The organism is Streptomyces montanus, from assembly GCF_005786655.1.
In the GTDB taxonomy this organism is placed as follows: domain Bacteria; phylum Actinomycetota; class Actinomycetes; order Streptomycetales; family Streptomycetaceae; genus Streptomyces; species Streptomyces sporangiiformans.
The window spans coordinates 21,491-36,828 of record NZ_VBZC01000047.1 but is presented as its reverse complement, the minus strand read 5'-3'; the positions used below and the strand labels follow the sequence as shown (position 1 = coordinate 36,828).

General features: G+C 67.4%; 17 protein-coding genes and 1 riboswitch. Of the genes, 12 read left to right on the top strand and 5 right to left on the bottom strand.

The window, feature by feature from the left end:
* Window positions 1-28 precede the first annotated feature (28 nt).
* Window positions 29-838: an ArsR/SmtB family transcription factor gene (locus FE633_RS33370; protein ID WP_138048907.1), complete on the bottom strand. Its 810-nt coding sequence runs from the start codon at window positions 836-838 to the stop codon at window positions 29-31.
* Window positions 839-943: 105 nt separating this feature from the next.
* Between FE633_RS33370 and FE633_RS33365 the strand changes: the two genes are divergently transcribed.
* From FE633_RS33365 to FE633_RS33345, 5 genes are all read left to right on the top strand, one after another.
* Complete coding sequence (locus FE633_RS33365) at window positions 944-1,378, top strand: SMI1/KNR4 family protein (RefSeq protein ID WP_138048906.1); 435 nt, start codon at window positions 944-946, stop codon at window positions 1,376-1,378.
* Window positions 1,379-1,552: 174 nt separating this feature from the next.
* Window positions 1,553-2,200: a hypothetical protein gene (locus FE633_RS33360; RefSeq protein WP_138048905.1), complete on the top strand. Its 648-nt coding sequence runs from the start codon at window positions 1,553-1,555 to the stop codon at window positions 2,198-2,200.
* A gap of 300 nt (window positions 2,201-2,500) precedes the next feature.
* Window positions 2,501-2,800 carry a hypothetical protein gene (locus tag FE633_RS33355; protein ID WP_212747314.1) on the top strand — a complete coding sequence of 100 codons (300 nt, stop codon included), beginning with the start codon at window positions 2,501-2,503 and terminating at the stop codon, window positions 2,798-2,800.
* A gap of 863 nt (window positions 2,801-3,663) precedes the next feature.
* Entirely contained in the window at window positions 3,664-3,960 is a 297-nt protein-coding gene (locus tag FE633_RS33350) for a zinc-ribbon domain-containing protein (protein WP_138048903.1), read from the top strand.
* A 131-nt stretch (window positions 3,961-4,091) separates the two neighbouring features.
* The gene (locus FE633_RS33345) at window positions 4,092-4,721 is read left to right on the top strand and encodes a hypothetical protein (protein ID WP_212747313.1); all 630 of its coding nucleotides are present in this window, start codon (window positions 4,092-4,094) and stop codon (window positions 4,719-4,721) included.
* On the opposite strand, the gene FE633_RS33340 is transcribed toward FE633_RS33345, so the two are convergent.
* On the bottom strand, window positions 4,640-5,620 hold the full coding sequence (locus FE633_RS33340) for a phosphotransferase enzyme family protein (RefSeq protein ID WP_138048901.1): 981 nt from the start codon (window positions 5,618-5,620) through the stop codon (window positions 4,640-4,642). The two genes, FE633_RS33345 and FE633_RS33340, sit on opposite strands and share 82 nt — an antisense overlap.
* A gap of 575 nt (window positions 5,621-6,195) precedes the next feature.
* Window positions 6,196-6,346, top strand: a riboswitch (cyclic di-AMP (ydaO/yuaA leader).
* Between the two features lie 2 nt (window positions 6,347-6,348).
* On the opposite strand from FE633_RS33340, the gene FE633_RS33335 reads away from it, so the two are divergent.
* Window positions 6,349-7,143: a transglycosylase SLT domain-containing protein gene (locus tag FE633_RS33335; RefSeq protein WP_138048900.1), complete on the top strand. Its 795-nt coding sequence runs from the start codon at window positions 6,349-6,351 to the stop codon at window positions 7,141-7,143.
* Window positions 7,144-7,209: 66 nt separating this feature from the next.
* On the opposite strand, the gene FE633_RS49590 is transcribed toward FE633_RS33335, so the two are convergent.
* Together FE633_RS49590 and FE633_RS49585 are read right to left on the bottom strand one after the other, a co-directional pair.
* Window positions 7,210-7,557, bottom strand: a complete 348-nt coding sequence (locus FE633_RS49590; protein ID WP_342791230.1) for a hypothetical protein — start codon at window positions 7,555-7,557, stop codon at window positions 7,210-7,212.
* A gap of 17 nt (window positions 7,558-7,574) precedes the next feature.
* Window positions 7,575-7,775 (bottom strand): hypothetical protein, encoded by a 201-nt coding sequence (locus FE633_RS49585; RefSeq protein ID WP_342791229.1) that lies wholly within the window; start codon window positions 7,773-7,775, stop codon window positions 7,575-7,577.
* 149 nt (window positions 7,776-7,924) lie between these two features.
* Between FE633_RS49585 and FE633_RS33325 the strand changes: the two genes are divergently transcribed.
* Window positions 7,925-8,686, top strand: coding sequence for a hypothetical protein (locus tag FE633_RS33325; protein ID WP_246113956.1), 762 nt, complete (start codon window positions 7,925-7,927; stop codon window positions 8,684-8,686).
* A 375-nt stretch (window positions 8,687-9,061) separates the two neighbouring features.
* Here FE633_RS33325 and FE633_RS33320 read toward each other — a convergent pair whose 3' ends face one another.
* Complete coding sequence (locus FE633_RS33320) at window positions 9,062-10,018, bottom strand: hypothetical protein (protein ID WP_246113955.1); 957 nt, start codon at window positions 10,016-10,018, stop codon at window positions 9,062-9,064.
* A 435-nt stretch (window positions 10,019-10,453) separates the two neighbouring features.
* On the opposite strand from FE633_RS33320, the gene FE633_RS33315 reads away from it, so the two are divergent.
* Genes FE633_RS33315 through FE633_RS33295 form a run of 5 tightly spaced genes read left to right on the top strand, consistent with a single transcriptional unit; the run spans window position 10,454 to window position 15,318 of the window.
* On the top strand, window positions 10,454-11,188 hold the full coding sequence (locus FE633_RS33315) for a hypothetical protein (protein WP_138048899.1): 735 nt from the start codon (window positions 10,454-10,456) through the stop codon (window positions 11,186-11,188).
* A gap of 23 nt (window positions 11,189-11,211) precedes the next feature.
* Entirely contained in the window at window positions 11,212-12,039 is an 828-nt protein-coding gene (locus FE633_RS33310) for a hypothetical protein (RefSeq protein ID WP_138048898.1), read from the top strand.
* Complete coding sequence (locus FE633_RS33305) at window positions 12,036-13,346, top strand: TadA family conjugal transfer-associated ATPase (protein ID WP_119100324.1); 1,311 nt, start codon at window positions 12,036-12,038, stop codon at window positions 13,344-13,346. The genes FE633_RS33310 and FE633_RS33305 overlap by 4 nt, the downstream gene beginning before the upstream one ends.
* Window positions 13,347-13,348: 2 nt before the next feature.
* Window positions 13,349-14,398: a type II secretion system F family protein gene (locus tag FE633_RS33300; protein ID WP_246113961.1), complete on the top strand. Its 1,050-nt coding sequence runs from the start codon at window positions 13,349-13,351 to the stop codon at window positions 14,396-14,398.
* Window positions 14,395-15,318: a type II secretion system F family protein gene (locus FE633_RS33295; RefSeq protein ID WP_171060214.1), complete on the top strand. Its 924-nt coding sequence runs from the start codon at window positions 14,395-14,397 to the stop codon at window positions 15,316-15,318. The genes FE633_RS33300 and FE633_RS33295 overlap by 4 nt, the downstream gene beginning before the upstream one ends.
* Window positions 15,319-15,338: the final 20 nt, after the last annotated feature.

Here is a 15,338-nt window from a genome sequence, read left to right as displayed (position 1 = left end):
GTCTTCGTCGCCTGCAGCAGTGTTGGCGTCAGGAGCCTTGGTCGACGAGTTCGGCGCTGGGCAGCGTCTCGCCCGTCTCCAGCAGGGTCTTGAGGTCGGACAGAAGATGCGGCCAGCCATTGCTGACCATCTCCAGCACAGTGCTCCCGGGGTCGAAGTCGTCGTGCACGACGGTCAGCTTGACGAGCTGCCCGAGGGGTTCGATGGTGAAGGTCACCTTCGAGCGGCGCTCACTGGCCACTTTGGTGAATGCCTCACTACTCACCCCGGCGGCCTCAGCCCATTCCGGTGTGAGGGTGTGCCAGGTGTACGACAGCCTGCGAGGGGGATCGGATTCGAGGATGACCTGGGCGGGATCCTCGGTCTTCCCGCCATGCCCGTCCCAGACCATCGTCGATCCCACCTTCCAGTCCGTTTCGAAGGTGGTTTCCCAGTAGCGACGGGTGAAGGACGGGTCGGTCAGCGCCTGCCACAGTCGTTCCGGCGTGGTGTTGATGTAGGTGGTGTAGACGAACTCGGTGTTGCCCATGGACTCGGACTCCAATGCTGTCTTCAGGTCCGCGAGCGCGCGCACCCGCTCGCGGTCGTATTGATTGATCCAGCGCTCCGCGATGGCGTTGATCGGCACGGCGTTGAGGTGGTGCAGCTTCTCCCGGCCGCGCCGCACCGTGGTCACCAAGTTGGCCGCTTCCAGCACGGCCAGGTGCTTGCTGACGGACTGCCGTGCCATGTCCAGCCCCGCGCACAGCTCCCGCAGGCTCTGCCCGTTGCGGGCGTTCAAGCTGTCCAGCAACCGGCGGCGGCTGGCATCGGCCAGTGCCTTGAACACCTCGTCCATCTCACGCCGTCCTCGAACATGCAGCCGGTTGGCTGCCTATAGCTGTCTCTATTTCAGGCAGCCAAACGGCTGCATGTCAAGGGGGCGCCTCATAAGCTGCCCCTCATGTGGACAGAGACGGCCCTCCAGGCCTTCCCCGAGGCCGAGTTCAGGGATCCCGTCGACGCCGTCGCCATGGATGCGGCGGAGCAGCGGCTCGGACACTCGCTCCCGGCCGAGCTGCGCGCCCTGCTCCTGGAGACCGACGGAATCGTCGGTCACTACGGCACGGACACGGTCTGGCCCCTGGAGCGGATCGTCGAGCAGAACCTGCACTTCCGGTCCTCCACCGCCTTCGCCGAGCTCTACATGCCCTTCGACCCCCTTCTCTTCTTCGGTGACAACGGTGCCGGTGACCAGTTCGCCTTCGTACGCACACCCCGCAGGCCGGACATCTTCGTCTGGGAGCACGAGGACGACAGCAGGCGCTGGGTGGCGAGCGGGCTCGTGGACTATCTGTCGCGGTCGCTGGAGGAGGGCGAGGACGAGTGGTACCGGTAGTGACGGCCCGATGGCCGGCGTCCAGCCTGGTACGGCGGGTTCATTGCCGCGTGCTCCGTCGCGGCCGTGGCGATGGTGACGTGGGGAGCGTACGTATGAGCCGTCGGGACGAGGAGTACGTGGCCTCGTAGGCTTGACGCACACCAGCTCGCTTCGGAACCGGGGGAGAACAGCATGGCCCGCTACATGGAGGCGCTCACCATCGAGCGCGGCGGCTTTCGGATCAAGGTGCCGGAGTCGTGGTGGGAGTTCGACGTGCGGCCCGAGTCGCGGGACGACTCCATACGCAAGATGGTGACCGAACGGGTCCAGCAACGCCCCGAGTTGGCCAAGTACCGGGACACGTACGTCGCCTTCCTCCAGAAGTCCGCCGCCGACGCGTGGAAGTCGGGCGCGCTGTACTGCGGTTGCATGGCGGAGAGCTTCGGCGGCGACACCCCGATCACCGGCTCGATCACCGTCTCGCTCGTCGGCGGGCGTACACAGGCCGGCGAGCCCCTGTCGACCGACCCCCAGGTCATCGCGAGCCAACTCGCCGTGCGCGAAGCCAAGAAGGAGGGCGACGCGTGGCGGAAGGTCACGACGGTCGACATCCCTGGTGTCGGGTCGGTCGCGCGTACGCACGGCATCGAGGACATCCCGGTCCCCGGCGACAGCCTCAACCGCACCATCCGTGCCGTACTCATGCAAACGTTCATCCCCGTGCCCGGCCAGGAGGGCAAGGTGGCCCTTGTCGCCGGGAGCAGCCAGGTGCTCGACCTCGCGGACTCGTTCTTCGACATCTTCGACGCGATCACGTCTACGTTCCGCTTCGCGGAATAGCAGCGGTATGTGTGCCGGATGTCTGGGTCTCGCCTTGCAGCGCAGGGAGATATGAACTGCCCATCGGAGCTGGAACCGGAGAGGTTGACAGGACTGTCTGTCCGGGACCTGGAGGACCTGATCTCGGACCCCACGAGATCGCCGCTCACGGCGCGGTCGTGGTCGATGGTGCGAGTTTGGTGCGTCGGTCTCATGCAGCATCAGGACCTGCCCGACGCAGAACGGATCCGATGGGGCGCACTCGCTGTTGAGGCAGCCCGGCGTAAACATTCCGAGGGCGGGGTTTCCAGGGTGGACTCGGTGGCTGAGGAAGTGCTGTCCAGGTCCTACCTGATCAAGACCTTCGGGGCAGGGGGCAACGGCTCCGTGCGAGATCCGGCCGAGGTGCTCTCCTGCGCGGTCGGCGTGATGGGGAAGAGCCGGGAGGATATCTCCCGAGCCGCCGACGACTGGCGGAGGCTTCCGGTGGAGGAGATCTGTTCTTTGCGGCAAGTCAAGAACATTCTGACTCCGTTGACAGCGATCGTGGGTCACCTTGAGGACGGATCCGAGCGCCGGCATCTGGACGCCTGGTTGGATCTGATTCCGAAACTCCCCTGAGAGGGAAGGCGCTGATTCCTTGCCTGCCGTGGTCGGTGCGTGGAACTACTGGACGGGTCTGCTGCGATGACGGAAAGGCGCGCGCCGAGTTCGGAAACGGGGCTCGGCTACGACGTGTTCGCTCCGCTGTGGGGAATTACAATCGTGAGGTGACGGCTGGGAGTTTGATGCTGTACTCAGGATGCATCGAACGCTATCCCCCTGACACCGATGACCCTGCCGTGCTGCGGCGTATGGTTCGCATGGGTGGTGACCCTGCAGTTGGCCACTCTCATGCATGCTCTGGTGGGCGCTGCCACAGTGCGAGGTCCTGGCCTTGAGGCGGCATCGGTACTCGTTCTCGCTGCTGTGCGTAGGGCGGGTTCGTTGCTGGGCGTCGACAGCGAGCGGGTGGCGTCGGACACCTTTCGGATGGTTGGCGCGTCACCTTCCTGCCGGACATCTTGCGTCCCGATGCACGCTCATGTGAGGGAGCCAGAGTCAATTTCAGGAAACATGCTCACGCGTTGGAGGACTTGATTGATCCGTATCGAGCGGATCGGTGAATGGGCCAGGCACATCTGGCGCCGAGGAACTCGCCGGCGTCGAGGGCGTACCCGAGGATCTGCTCACGTTCTATCGTGCCGTGGCTCTGGTCAGCCTTCCGGACGTGGGCTCGGGCTTCGTGCGATCCCGTGCGAGGTCGTCGCCTCCGACCTGGCCGGCTTTCTGTGCCTCCTCGAACGCGAACTTGCCTGACTGATGGTCGGTACCTGGGGCGTACGTTCTCTCGGTCGGTCGACGTGTACGAGACTGTGCTTCGTGACCGCGCCTCGCTGCTCGCCGGCACTCGGTCGGCAGGCACTGACCCGAGAGGGACCAACATGATCATCTTCGGCACCAGGGGATACCTGTACCAGCTCGCGATACTGACGCTGATGTGCGGCCACTGTGGCAATCCCGCCGCGCACACGCTCAAGAAGCGCGTCACGAAGTTCACGCTGTTCTTCGTGCCGCTGTTTCCGTTCTCCACGAAGTACGCGACGCAGTGCACCTTCTGCGGTGCGGAGCAGAAGGTGACCAAGGAACAGGCTGAGCAGCTGCAGGCGCACGCGCAGGGCGCGAGCGGCCACGGCGGTCAGACGTACGGGCAGCCGCAGCAGCAGCCCTACCAGTCCTGAAGCAGGTGGCAGGACAGACGGGTTCCTCGACGCCGGGTGACCCCCCTGGCCCTCGCCCTTACTCTGTCCCGGAGGCGAGGCTCGCGCGCGAGATCTTCGGCCCGCTCGGCGGCATCGTGGAGATCGGGGCCGTGCGCGCCACCGGCACCTGGGCGCTTCCTGACGTGTCGGTGGGCGACTTTCTGACACGCCGGCAGAACGAGGTGGATCGCCTGCTGAACGGCATCCGCACGGTCTGTGGCTTCAGCGACGCGGCCATGGCGATCAACGACGACCTGGGATGGCTCAGCGATTACGAAGTGGCGGCGCCCTTCCTGCTTCTCTGGTCCGGCGGCGTCGAAGGGGTTCCGGAACGCCGGGAAGAACTCGAAGAGCCCGCGACAGTGCGCCGCATGTGCCACATGGGTGCGGACCTGCAGCTCACACACTTCCTGCAAGCGCTGATCAGCGGGGCCCTCACCGCGGGAACCGAAGCGCAGCAGGGAGCGGAGGAGGTCGCCGAGATCCTCGGGATCGCGGTCGACCTGGCGGACGGGACGGGGCGAAATACTCCGACGAGCGTTTTCAGGACCTGGAGGGTCGCTTTCCTACCGGGCATCCTCCGCCCCGACTCGAGCGCGCCCGAGAGGGGCAGAGCAGGGTTCCGCGCCTACGCCCGCGCCCTGGAGGAACTCCTCGATCACCACTCGGTCTCGAGAGCTTCTGCCAATCGGGAGACCGCAGTCAGGTCTGGAAAGTTCTGCAGAGAAGCGACGACCTGATTGCTCGCGAACTCACGCTGCTCGGCAGTCACGTTCGGATCGACCGCACACTCCGCCTGCACGTAAACGTAGTTCAAGGCCGTTGCGAAAAGCATCGAGAACGATTCCAGGTTCTTGATGACCGCGCTGCCTCCGGCGCCCAGATAGGCGCGCACCAATCGCCGGGCGGAATCGGCATGGAAGTGGTTCCCGCCCGCCCAGACGTATACGGCACGTGCGAGCTCGCGTTCCGCCGATATGGAACCGGCGTTGTCCCAGTCGAGGAGAACCGGTCCAGTCGGACCGACCAGGACATTCCGTGGCTGCATGTCGAGATGGGACGTCACCACATCATCTGGGGCGGACGGAGTCACATGGTGGGCCATCTCCACCGCCGAAGTGGCGATGAACCGGCCCAGCGCGTCCGACCACGGCATGGCGGCCGGGCGAACTTTTTTGTGCAGCTCTGCCCAGTCGGCCTCCTGGTGGCACTGTTCATACCAGGAGTCCGGTGTCTCGCTGGCGCCCTCTCCGGCTCTGTGGAGGACGGCCAGGGTCCGGCCGCACCAGCTCAGGAGGTCCGGATCAGACGCGTCTGCCTCGGTTCCGTCGACCCAGTCGTACAGCTTCACATAGGACCCGCCCAGTGCGGGGGTGAGTTGGGAGACGTATCCGTCGTTGCGATTCGGGATGAGCCGTGGCGCTGAGATCCCCAGCTTCTCCGTGGCGTTCCGCAGTGTGGATTCCCGGTGGACCTGCCGCTCGTCACAGCCGAAGAGGAGCTCTTTCACTGCCCATGAGGTGCCATTCCCGGACAACTTCCAGATCTGCCCCAGCGCGCCACGGGTGACCGGTGTCATCGTCCACGATCCAGTGCCCAGCTCATAGGTATCCGCAATGAAGTCGGCCGTGCTTTGCATAGAGGCGCCTCTCTGGCTGCTGTGCGGGGTGGCCGCCACTTGCGGCTCAACTATAGAAATACCGCCAAGATGGCGGGCGTTGCGCCGTATTTTCACTGCGCGGGGCACAGGCGTTCCCGAACGCCGGGGCTTCGGCCGCCACTTCAAGCCCGACTCGGGCCGGGGGTGGGGCGGCTCTCCGGTGGCGACCTGGACACGGATCTCTCCCCGGCGGAGGTCCGGCGGGCTCCGCCCATGAGGCATGGCTGTTTGGGTGCTTGGAGCGTAATGCCCGAGTTGACTTGATTGCCGCTTTGGCTGCACTTACAGGCGCTTGGTTGTGCTTGGTTGCGCTTGATCGCGTGAAATGAGTCACGTTCGGGCGGATCGGGCGCTGTGGCGCGTCTGGCTACTTTGCCTTTGCGGAAGGCAAGTTGAGTTCTGTGCCGCGACGTAATCGGGTGATTTGCCCCTTCGTTCTGACCGGGTTGGGCGAATCTCGACCTGATTTCGGGGCTTGTTCCTGCTGTGTGCTCTCGCATACGTTCTCGTCGATCCGGGCGGATCGCCGAATCCTGCCGCCGCCCCGGAACCCATCCATCCACGCGCTACGGCAGGAGCGGGGGACCCAGGTAATCGCCGATCCGGATACCGGAACGGCTTGGGGTGAAGCCGCACGCACCGTGCGGCCGGGCATCTCCAGCCCGAACCCGACAGCTCACCTCGCAGGCGCCGGAGAGGAAATCGTCATGCCCGCACGAGGTAAGCACCGTCGTCAGAGAATCCACCCCCTCACCCGTGGCATCGTCGCCGCGGGAGCGGGCGGAGTCGCGCTCGCGCTCCCGATCGCGGGGGCGACCGGCGCCCACGCCGCCGAGTCGGCGCAGGTCGCGCAGGTCGCGCAGTTCGCAAAAGCGGCGAAAGTCGCGGTTCCGGATGTCAGGCTCATCACGTACAAGGTGGTCCCGGGCGACACGCTGTTCAAGATCGCGCGAAAGCATCACACGAAGGGCGGCTGGAAGAAGCTGTACAAGGCCAACCGCGCGGTCATCGGCAACGACCCGGCGATGATCTACCCAGGCCTCACGCTGACACTCGGCACGAAAAAGGTACAAACGTCTACAAGTAAGGCCAAAGCGACACCTGTGGCCCCGAAGGCCTCGGCGACCCCCGCCAAGCCCGCGGCGGCGGCAGCCGCCGCTCCCGCCGCCGCGAAGACGTACACGAACAACCTGGACGGCTGGATCAAGGAGGCTCTGGACGTCATGGCCAAGAACGGGATCCCGGGCACCTACGACGGCATCTACCGCAACATCATGCGCGAGTCGTCGGGGAATCCCCAGGCCATCAACAACTGGGACTCCAACGCCGCGGCCGGGACGCCGTCCAAGGGCCTCCTGCAGGTCATCGATCCGACCTTCGCCGCCTACCACGTGCCCGGTACGGCAAACGACCCCTTCGACCCGGTCGCGAACATCGCGGCGGCCTGTAACTACGCCGCCGACAAGTACGGCTCGATCGACAACGTCAACGGGCCTTACTGATCAAGCCCAGAGGTCGTCATGCCGGCCCCCCTGGCGGGGGGGGGGCCGGCATTTCACCGCCGTTCGTCAGGCCTTCGTATCCACGAACAGATCTTCCGCTGTGGCAGCCGTGAGGGAGCGCTTGAGCCAGGCTCGGAGGATTTCCAGGTCGGTGCAGCTCGTGATGCGCGCGTGTACCTCGTCCGGGACGTCGATGCCGCGCTCGCCCAGGACCAGCAGGATGTCCTCGGCATGACTCTCTACGCGGCCCTCTGTGCGGCCCTCGGCGCGCAGGCGCTGGGAGGTCTCCGAGCGGAAGAAGGAGAGGTCGACGGACATCAAGTGCCTCCAGGTCTTGGCGGCCGGGGCGGTCCCGAGGCCTAGTTCGGTGAGCTCGGCGAAGATCCTCGCGGTGTCTTCGTCGACGGTTTTCAAAGCGGCGGCCAGGGCTTTCAGGATGGCAGTGGCGTTGTCGTCCTTGCCATGAGTGATGGCGGAGAGTGTCGCGAGGGCTGCTCCGTGAGGTCGGTGGGCATGAGGGACACCGCGACCGGGTCCGGGAAGGGGAGATCGAGGGCCCGGAAGGTCCGCGCGAAGGCGCCGGGGTCCTCCTGGAAGATGCGGTGCATCGCCTCGTGGGATGAGCTGACCATGTGGCGGACGTTAATGACCGCCGATCAGGCCGGACGGGTATATGCCGCTGGCTCACTCGTATGGATGATCAGCGGGAGGTACCGCGCTCCGGCGGAGGAGGTCAGGACGATATCCGTACGGGTTTTCCGCCCGCTCGTAGGGTGGGGTCGTGGACCCTCAGACCGTGGACCTTCCGGCTGTTGTCGCCGGCTTTCGCAATGTGACCCAGATCGCCGGGCTCGACGGAGCCTGGCGCTGGTCGCCGGTGCCGGGGATCGAGTTCGCCGGGGCGCTCTCCGCCGACGGGACGCGGCTGCTCCAGCTGAGCGGTCGCGACTCCTACGATCACGAACTGGCCGTGGCCACCCTGGAGTTCGCCCGCGAGAGGGAGAAGGAGATCTTCGCCCGGAATCCGTATCTCGGTGCGCTGGAGGGGTTCCGGACGCCGACTGGTCGTCACGGGTTCGACGCGGTTGTCGGTATAGCCCCCGAAGTGCACGACTTCTATCACGTCCAGCACCCGGAATTGACGCCGCATGTCCGGCTGACATTCCCGGCGTACGCCTGTGAGTTCTCCGGTCAGGAGACGCTCGACGAAGCGATCACCCGCTATCGCATGCTCCGCCTGAACAACCTCGATCGGGAGCCGCTGCCCTTCCTGAGGATGCGGTACGCCAACACCCGGACCAAGGGCCGAAGCACCAATCCCGGGAGGGGCTTCACCGAACCGCGTCGGCTTGTGGAGGAGATCGAGTGGATGGAAGGCGCGGGCGGCAGTTTCGTCGAGTTCGAGAACCGTCATGGAGGGGTGTGGCGGGTTGAGTGGCACGGGACTTGGTTGCTTGCGGAGTGGGGCGCGCGGCCCGGTACCCCCCGTGAGATCGGGCTCGGAGAACTCCTCGAGTTCGCGTCGTCTCGGCTCAGGGACTGAGCATGCCCTTGGTGAAGATGAAAGGGCAGCGGCGGCAGCATGTGCCGGGAGATGTCTTCACTCTCCAACTCGAAGGCGCGTCGCCCCCGTTGCCCCCGTCGCCCCCCGTCATCCCACCGCGACAGCGGTCCGTACCGGCTGATCCCGGAGCGGAGCGAGCCGTGCGGCTGGTTCGCGCTGGCCAACTTCGAGCACTTTCAGTGGGAGTTGGACGCCTCGCTCGGCCATCGTCCCCCACCGCCGCTCCCGCCGTGTCCCGCGCAGCCGTCCGAGAGAGTGCTCAGGCGAATGGCGAAGGAGAGGGCGGCGGAGGAGGGGTTGGCGGAGGAGAGGTTGGCGGGGGAGAGGTTGGCGGGGGAGTAGGGCCGACAGCCCTCAGGCCGCCTGGTTCTTCTCCTTCTCCGTCTCCTCCTCCAGCAACTTCTGCAGAACCGGCGACAGTTCGGGGACGCGTGCCCCCGCCGCCTGGGCCGCGGAGAGCGCGCGTACGTACGCCACAGCCGCCTCCCGGAGGCGTTGCCTCTCACGGCCCTGGCGGCTACCGGCCACCCAGATCGAGATGGCGACCGGAACGGCGACGAGGGCCGCCAGGTAGCCGAGGGGGTTGTCCGAGGAGACGGCCCACGCCACAGCGACGATCCCCGCGAAGAGCAGCAGCCACCCTGTCTCGTCGTGCCAGCCGCCCTCGTCCGCCATGGCCTCGTACGACATCACCGACGCGGGCTTTGTGGGAACGTCCGGCGCCGTCGACGGTTCTGCTTCTCCTCTGGGCGACGACCCTTCGGACGACGACCCTTCGTACGACAGCCCTTCTGACGACGGTCCGCCAGGCGACGGCTCCACCTCCGCATACACAGGAATCGGCACCGTCTCCCGGTCACCGCTGAACGACCGCCCCACCAGCCACCCCGGCACATGAGTCACCGGCACCCCGTGGGCCCGCGCCAGCCCGAGCACCTCGCGGTAGCCCGCGAGCCTCGCGTCCAGCAACTCCCTTTTCCAGCGCTGCCGTACCAGCGTGAGGGCAGCCACCGCCACAACGAGCAGCGGACCCGCCGGGCCGAACGCCAGTACCGGTTTACCGGAGAAGGCAGGCACCACAGGACCCAGGAACGGCCACATGACGCCGACGGTCAGGGTCAGCGCACCCAGCCACACCAACGGCCCCCGCTCACAGGCACGCAACGCCCGTCGTCGCTCCGCGAGCATCGCCGCCGTCGCCGCGTCGTCCGTGTAGTCGAAACCATGACGTGCGCCGATGGCGCGAACCGACGGCAGGAGGCGGGCGTCGGCCGACAGAGCCCCCGCGTTCACGGGGAGAAGCCCCGACACAACAACCAACTCCACCCGTACCGACCGACGTCCCGACTTCGTTCCCGCGGTGGAAGATCATGGCACGGCGGCGCACAAACTCCGCCAGGGAGCAGAGCCGCGATGCGTGAGCAGTTCGTGCAGGAATGGTGTCTTCCGCGCAACGAGTCCATGTCATCCCACGGGCGGATGATTCGCGCCCGCACAGCGACAGGCGCCTACGCAGGCAAGTCCTCAACGGGGAACCGAACGGCCCGCGTTGCGCGTGGTTAACGTCGAGCTGTGTGAGGTCCGCGGTCGTGGACGCGCCTTGAGGGGCTTATGCGCTGCTGATACGGTGCGATGACTTGACACTCATTCCAGCCATGGCTATCCGACCTGGTCGGACGGTACGTCCGATGGGAGTGCAGTGTCCCAATTGACGGAAACCTTCTTGGGTGTACGGGGAGCGGTTGCGTGAAGATCCAAGAGCGTACGGGGGCGGGCAACCACCGTTCCGCGGCGCCGGCCCAGCCGGCGATGGGTGAGCGCCTTCCCGCGCCGCCTCGCGAGCGCAAACCGGCGCTGGCCGCTCTCGCCGTGCTGCTCATCCTGGTCGGTGCCCTGGGCGCCACCATGCTCGTGCTGCGCGCCGGGGACCGTATCGAGGTCGTGAAGGTGACCAAGGACATCCAGGCCGGAGAGTCCGTCACCGATAGCAACGTGACCTCTGTCATGGTCTCCGCCGACTCCGGTGTCGACTACGTCGAGTGGTCCAAGCTCGGCAGCCTCAAGAAGCTCAAGGCCAAGTCGACCATCTTCAAGGGCAGCGTCGCCGTCGGCCAGATGTTCGGGCCGAAGAGCACCCTCCCGGCCGGCAAGGCCGTCGTCGGCCTCTCCCTCAAGGAGGGCCAGTACCCGGTGGGTATCAAGGAGGGCGACGTCGTGGCCGCGTACGGCGTCGGTGACAGCGCTGGCTCCACGCCCTCGGACGACGCGACCGGCAGCGGAGACACGAGCACCGACACCGGCAGCGATACGCCGATCGTCACCGACGCGCGGGTCACCAGCGTGCCGGACGCCGGCGGTGACGCCACCATCAGCAGCACCAACAAGCAGATCACGGTGACCGTCGACGAGAGTGACGCCGCCGCGCTCACCCGCGCCGCCGCGGCGAACCAGGTCTCGCTCGTCAAAGTCCCCGGCAACTAAGGGCGAGAGAGACAAACAGAGACATGGCGCTCATCGCTCTCGCCGCCGACAAGGGGTCACCCGGCGTCACCACGGCCGCCGTTGCCCTCGCCGCGGTCTGGCCCCGCCGGGTTCTGCTCGCCGAGACCGACCCGGCCGGCGGCGACCTCGTGTACCGCAGTGCCGCCGCGCACGGCGGTCCGCTCAACCCCAACACCGGCATGCTGTCCATCGCCGCCACCGCGCGCCGAGGACTCGTACCGGATCAACTCTGGGATCACGTACAGCCGTTGAGCGGTGGACTCGAGGTGCTGGTCGGGCTCGGGAACGCCGAGCAGGCCGCCGGGCTCGCCGGGCTGTGGCCGACCCTCGGCCGCGCCTTCGCGCAGCTCGCCGACTCGCCCCACGCGCCCGCCGACGTCATCGCCGACTGCGGCCGGATCAGCGGGGACACGCCCGCCGTCGAGATGTTCTCGCAGGCGGCCCTCGTGCTCCTCATATCCCGTACGGAGCCGGAGGCCATCGCGCGCGTACGCGACCGGGCCGCCGCCCTCTCCGCCAAGTTGCACGGGGGCACGCGCGGCGCGGCCTCCCTGGGGATGCCGCTCATCGGCGTCATCCTCCTCGCCGACCCGAGTGACTCCGCCAAGCTCGTCCACCAGGTCAACGACATGCTGGTGGCCGCGCAGACCGGCGCCCGCGTCGTGGGCACGCTCGCCGACGACCCCGCGGGCGCCGACCAGTTGGCCGGCCGCAAGCGCGGTCGGCTGGACAAGTCGCTGCTCATCCGGTCGGCGCGCAAGGTGACCGCGGACCTCTACCAGCAGTTCGGGGCGGCCTGGACAGGGCCCACCGCGGGGGCCGGCCGATGACCGCCGTTGACCACCAGCTGGTCAAGCGGTTCCGGCAGGAAGCCGGTGACCGCATCGCCGAGCAGCGCCGCCTCGACCAGGTCTCCGGCGTCACGCCGATGTCCACCGAGGACGAGCGGCAGTACGCCCGCGCGGTCATAGCCCAGATCCTCGAGGAGTACGCCCGGACCGAGATCAACTCCGGTCGTACGCCGCTGGATGCCGACACCGAGGAGCAGTACGCGGCCGCCGTGCACGCCGCGCTCTTCGGAGTCGGCCGGCTCCAGCCACTGCTCGACAACCCCGAGGTCGAGAACATCGACATCAACGGGTACGACCAGGTCTTCATCGGATACGCGGACGGGCGGGAAGTAAAAGGCGATCCCGTCGCCGAGAACGACGAAGAGCTCATCGAACTCATCCAGATCCTCGGCGCGTACTCCGGTCTCTCCTCCCGGCCCTTCGACTCCGCCAACCCGCAGCTCGACCTGCGGCTGCCGGACGGATCGCGACTGTCCGCCGTCATGGACGTCACCCGGCGCCCGGCGCTCTCCATCCGCCGCGCCCGCATGGGCAAGGTCTTCATGTCGGACCTCGTCGGCAACGGCACGCTCACGCCCGAGGTCGGGCACTTCCTCGCGTGTGCGGTCCGGGCGCGCAAGAACATCATGATCGCGGGCGCGACGAACGCCGGTAAGACCACTCTGCTGCGGGCCCTCGCCAACGAGATCCCGCCGCACGAGCGCCTCATCACCGTCGAACGCGCCCTGGAGCTCGGGCTCGACACCTTCCAGGACCTGCACCCGAACGTCGTCGCGTTCGAGGAGCGCCTGCCCAACTCCGAGGGCCAGGGCGCCATCTCCATGGCGGAGTTGGTGCGCCGGTCGCTGCGTATGAACCCCTCGCGCGTCATCGTCGGTGAGGTGCTCGGCGACGAGATCGTGACCATGCTCAACGCGATGTCGCAGGGCAACGACGGCTCCCTGTCCACGATCCACGCGAACAGCTCCAGCGAGGTGTTCAACCGTATTTCCACCTACGCGCTCCAGGCCAACGAGCGACTGCCCATCGAGGCCAGCCAGATGCTCGTGGCGGGCGCCGTGAACTTCGTCGTGTTCATTCAGCGGCGCAACAACTACCAGACGGGCGGCCGACTTCAGCGCATGGTCACCTCGATCCGTGAGGTCAACGGCGTCGACGGACGCGTACTGTCCAGCGAGGTGTTCGCCGAGGCGTCGGACGGCAGGGTCGTCCCGCACGCGCCCCTCTCCTGCCTCGACGACCTGACCGCGTACGGCTATCGCCTGCCCGGCGGGAACTGGGGGTGACCATGACGCTCGCCGCACTCGGCTCGCTCGGCTCCATGGGCGGGCTCTTCTCCAAGACCGTGCTGTACGCGCTCGCGTGCGGCATCGCCGTCGGCGGCGGCCTCGCGCTGTTCGCCGTCGCGGTCCGCGGAATGCCGGCCAAGCCCGAGCACGAGAAGCAGAAGGCCGGTGAACGCGCCGGTGAACTCATCCGGTTCGCCGGTCGGCGCGGTTCGATCGCGGCCGGCGCCGGAATCGTCGTGCTGCTGCTCACCCGCTGGGCGGTGGCCGGTATCGCGACCGCCGTGCTCGTCTTCTTCTGGGACAAGCTCTTCGGCGGCGCCTCCGAGGAGAAGGCCGCCATGCGCCGCGTGGAGGCCCTCGCGTCCTGGACCGAATCGCTGCGCGACACCATCGCGGGCGCGGTCGGCCTGGAGCAGGCCATCCCGGCGTCGGCGCGCGCCTCGGCCCCGGTCCTGCGCCCGCACCTCGACGGGCTGGTCGACCGGCTGCGCTCCCGTACGCCCCTGCCCGAGGCCCTTCAGCACCTCGCCGACGAGATCAACGACGCGTCCGCCGACATCATCGTGGCCGCGCTGATCCTCAACGCGCGGCTGCGCGGCCCGGGTCTGCGCCAGGTGCTGGGCGCCCTGGCGAAGTCGGCGCGCGAGGAGGTCGACATGCGGCAGCGCGTCATGGCCCAGCGGGCCTCGACCCGCCGGTCCGTGCAGATCGTCGTCGCCGTCTCGATCGCCTTCGTCCTCGGCCTGTCGATCTTCAACCGTGAGTTCGTCGAGCCGTACGGCACGGCGGTCGGACAGGTCGTACTCGCCTGCGTCTGCGGCCTGTTCGCCGCCGGCTTCCTGTGGCTGCGCAAGCTGTCGACGATCGAGACACCGGAGCGGTTCCTGGTGCGGGACGAGGCGGCGGTGCAGTTCGTACGGCCGCGGACGGCTGGGGCTTCCGGAGCGTCCGGGGCTTCCGCCACGTCCGGTGCGACCGGCGCGCAGGCCACGCCTGGTGCGCAGGCCGCGCCCGGTGCGCCCACTGCCGAGGAGGGAGTACGCCGGTGAACCTGACCATGCCGATCGTGATCGGCGCCGTCATGGGCCTGGGCGTCTACGTCCTTGTACGGGCCCTCATGCCGTCGAAGCGCAGCGCGATCTCCCAGGTCGCCCGCATCGACGCGATGCGGGCGCGAGGCGCGGCGTACGAGTCCTCGCATCGCGCCGCGGACACCGGGCGCTTCGGCGGCGTGCGCACTCAAGTGGGCGCGAGGGTCGCAGAGTTCTACCTGCAACAGGGGTGGGAGCAGCGGTCGCTGCGGGCCGACCTCGCGGTGCTGGACCGGAGTTGGGAGAACTTCCTGGCGACGAAGGTCCTGCTGTCCGCGGCGGGACTGTTCTTCGGACCCTTCATCTTCGCCGTGGTCTGGACGCTCGGCGTCGGCAGCAGCCCGATCATCCCGGTCTGGCTGGCGCTGCTGTTCGCCGGCATCTTCTTCCTCCTGCCGGATCTCGAGGTACGCAGGGACGCCGCCGACAAGCGGCGTGACCTGCGGCGCGTGATCGGCGCGTATCTGGACCTGGTGTCCATGAGCCTGGCCGGCGGCCGGGGTCTCCCGGAGGCCCTGATGGCCGCCGCCGAGATCTCCGACGGCTGGGCGACGCAGCGGATCCGCAACGCGCTGGCCGACGCCCGGATCACCGGCATCAGCCAGTGGCAGGCGCTCGGTTCGCTCGGCGAGGAACTGGGCGTCGAGGAACTCAAGGACCTGTCGGCATCGTTGGCGCTCGTCGCGGACGACGGTGCGAAGGTGCGCGAGTCGCTCGCCTCACGCGCCGAGACGATGCGGCACCGCGAGCTCGCCGATATCGAGGGCAGCGCGGGTGAGAAGTCACAGTCGATGCTCGTGGCGCAGCTGCTGCTGTGCGCGGGGTTCCTGGTCTTCCTGATCTTCCCGGCGGCGATGCGCGTGTTCCAGGTCTCGTGATCAAGGTCCAGATCCAAACG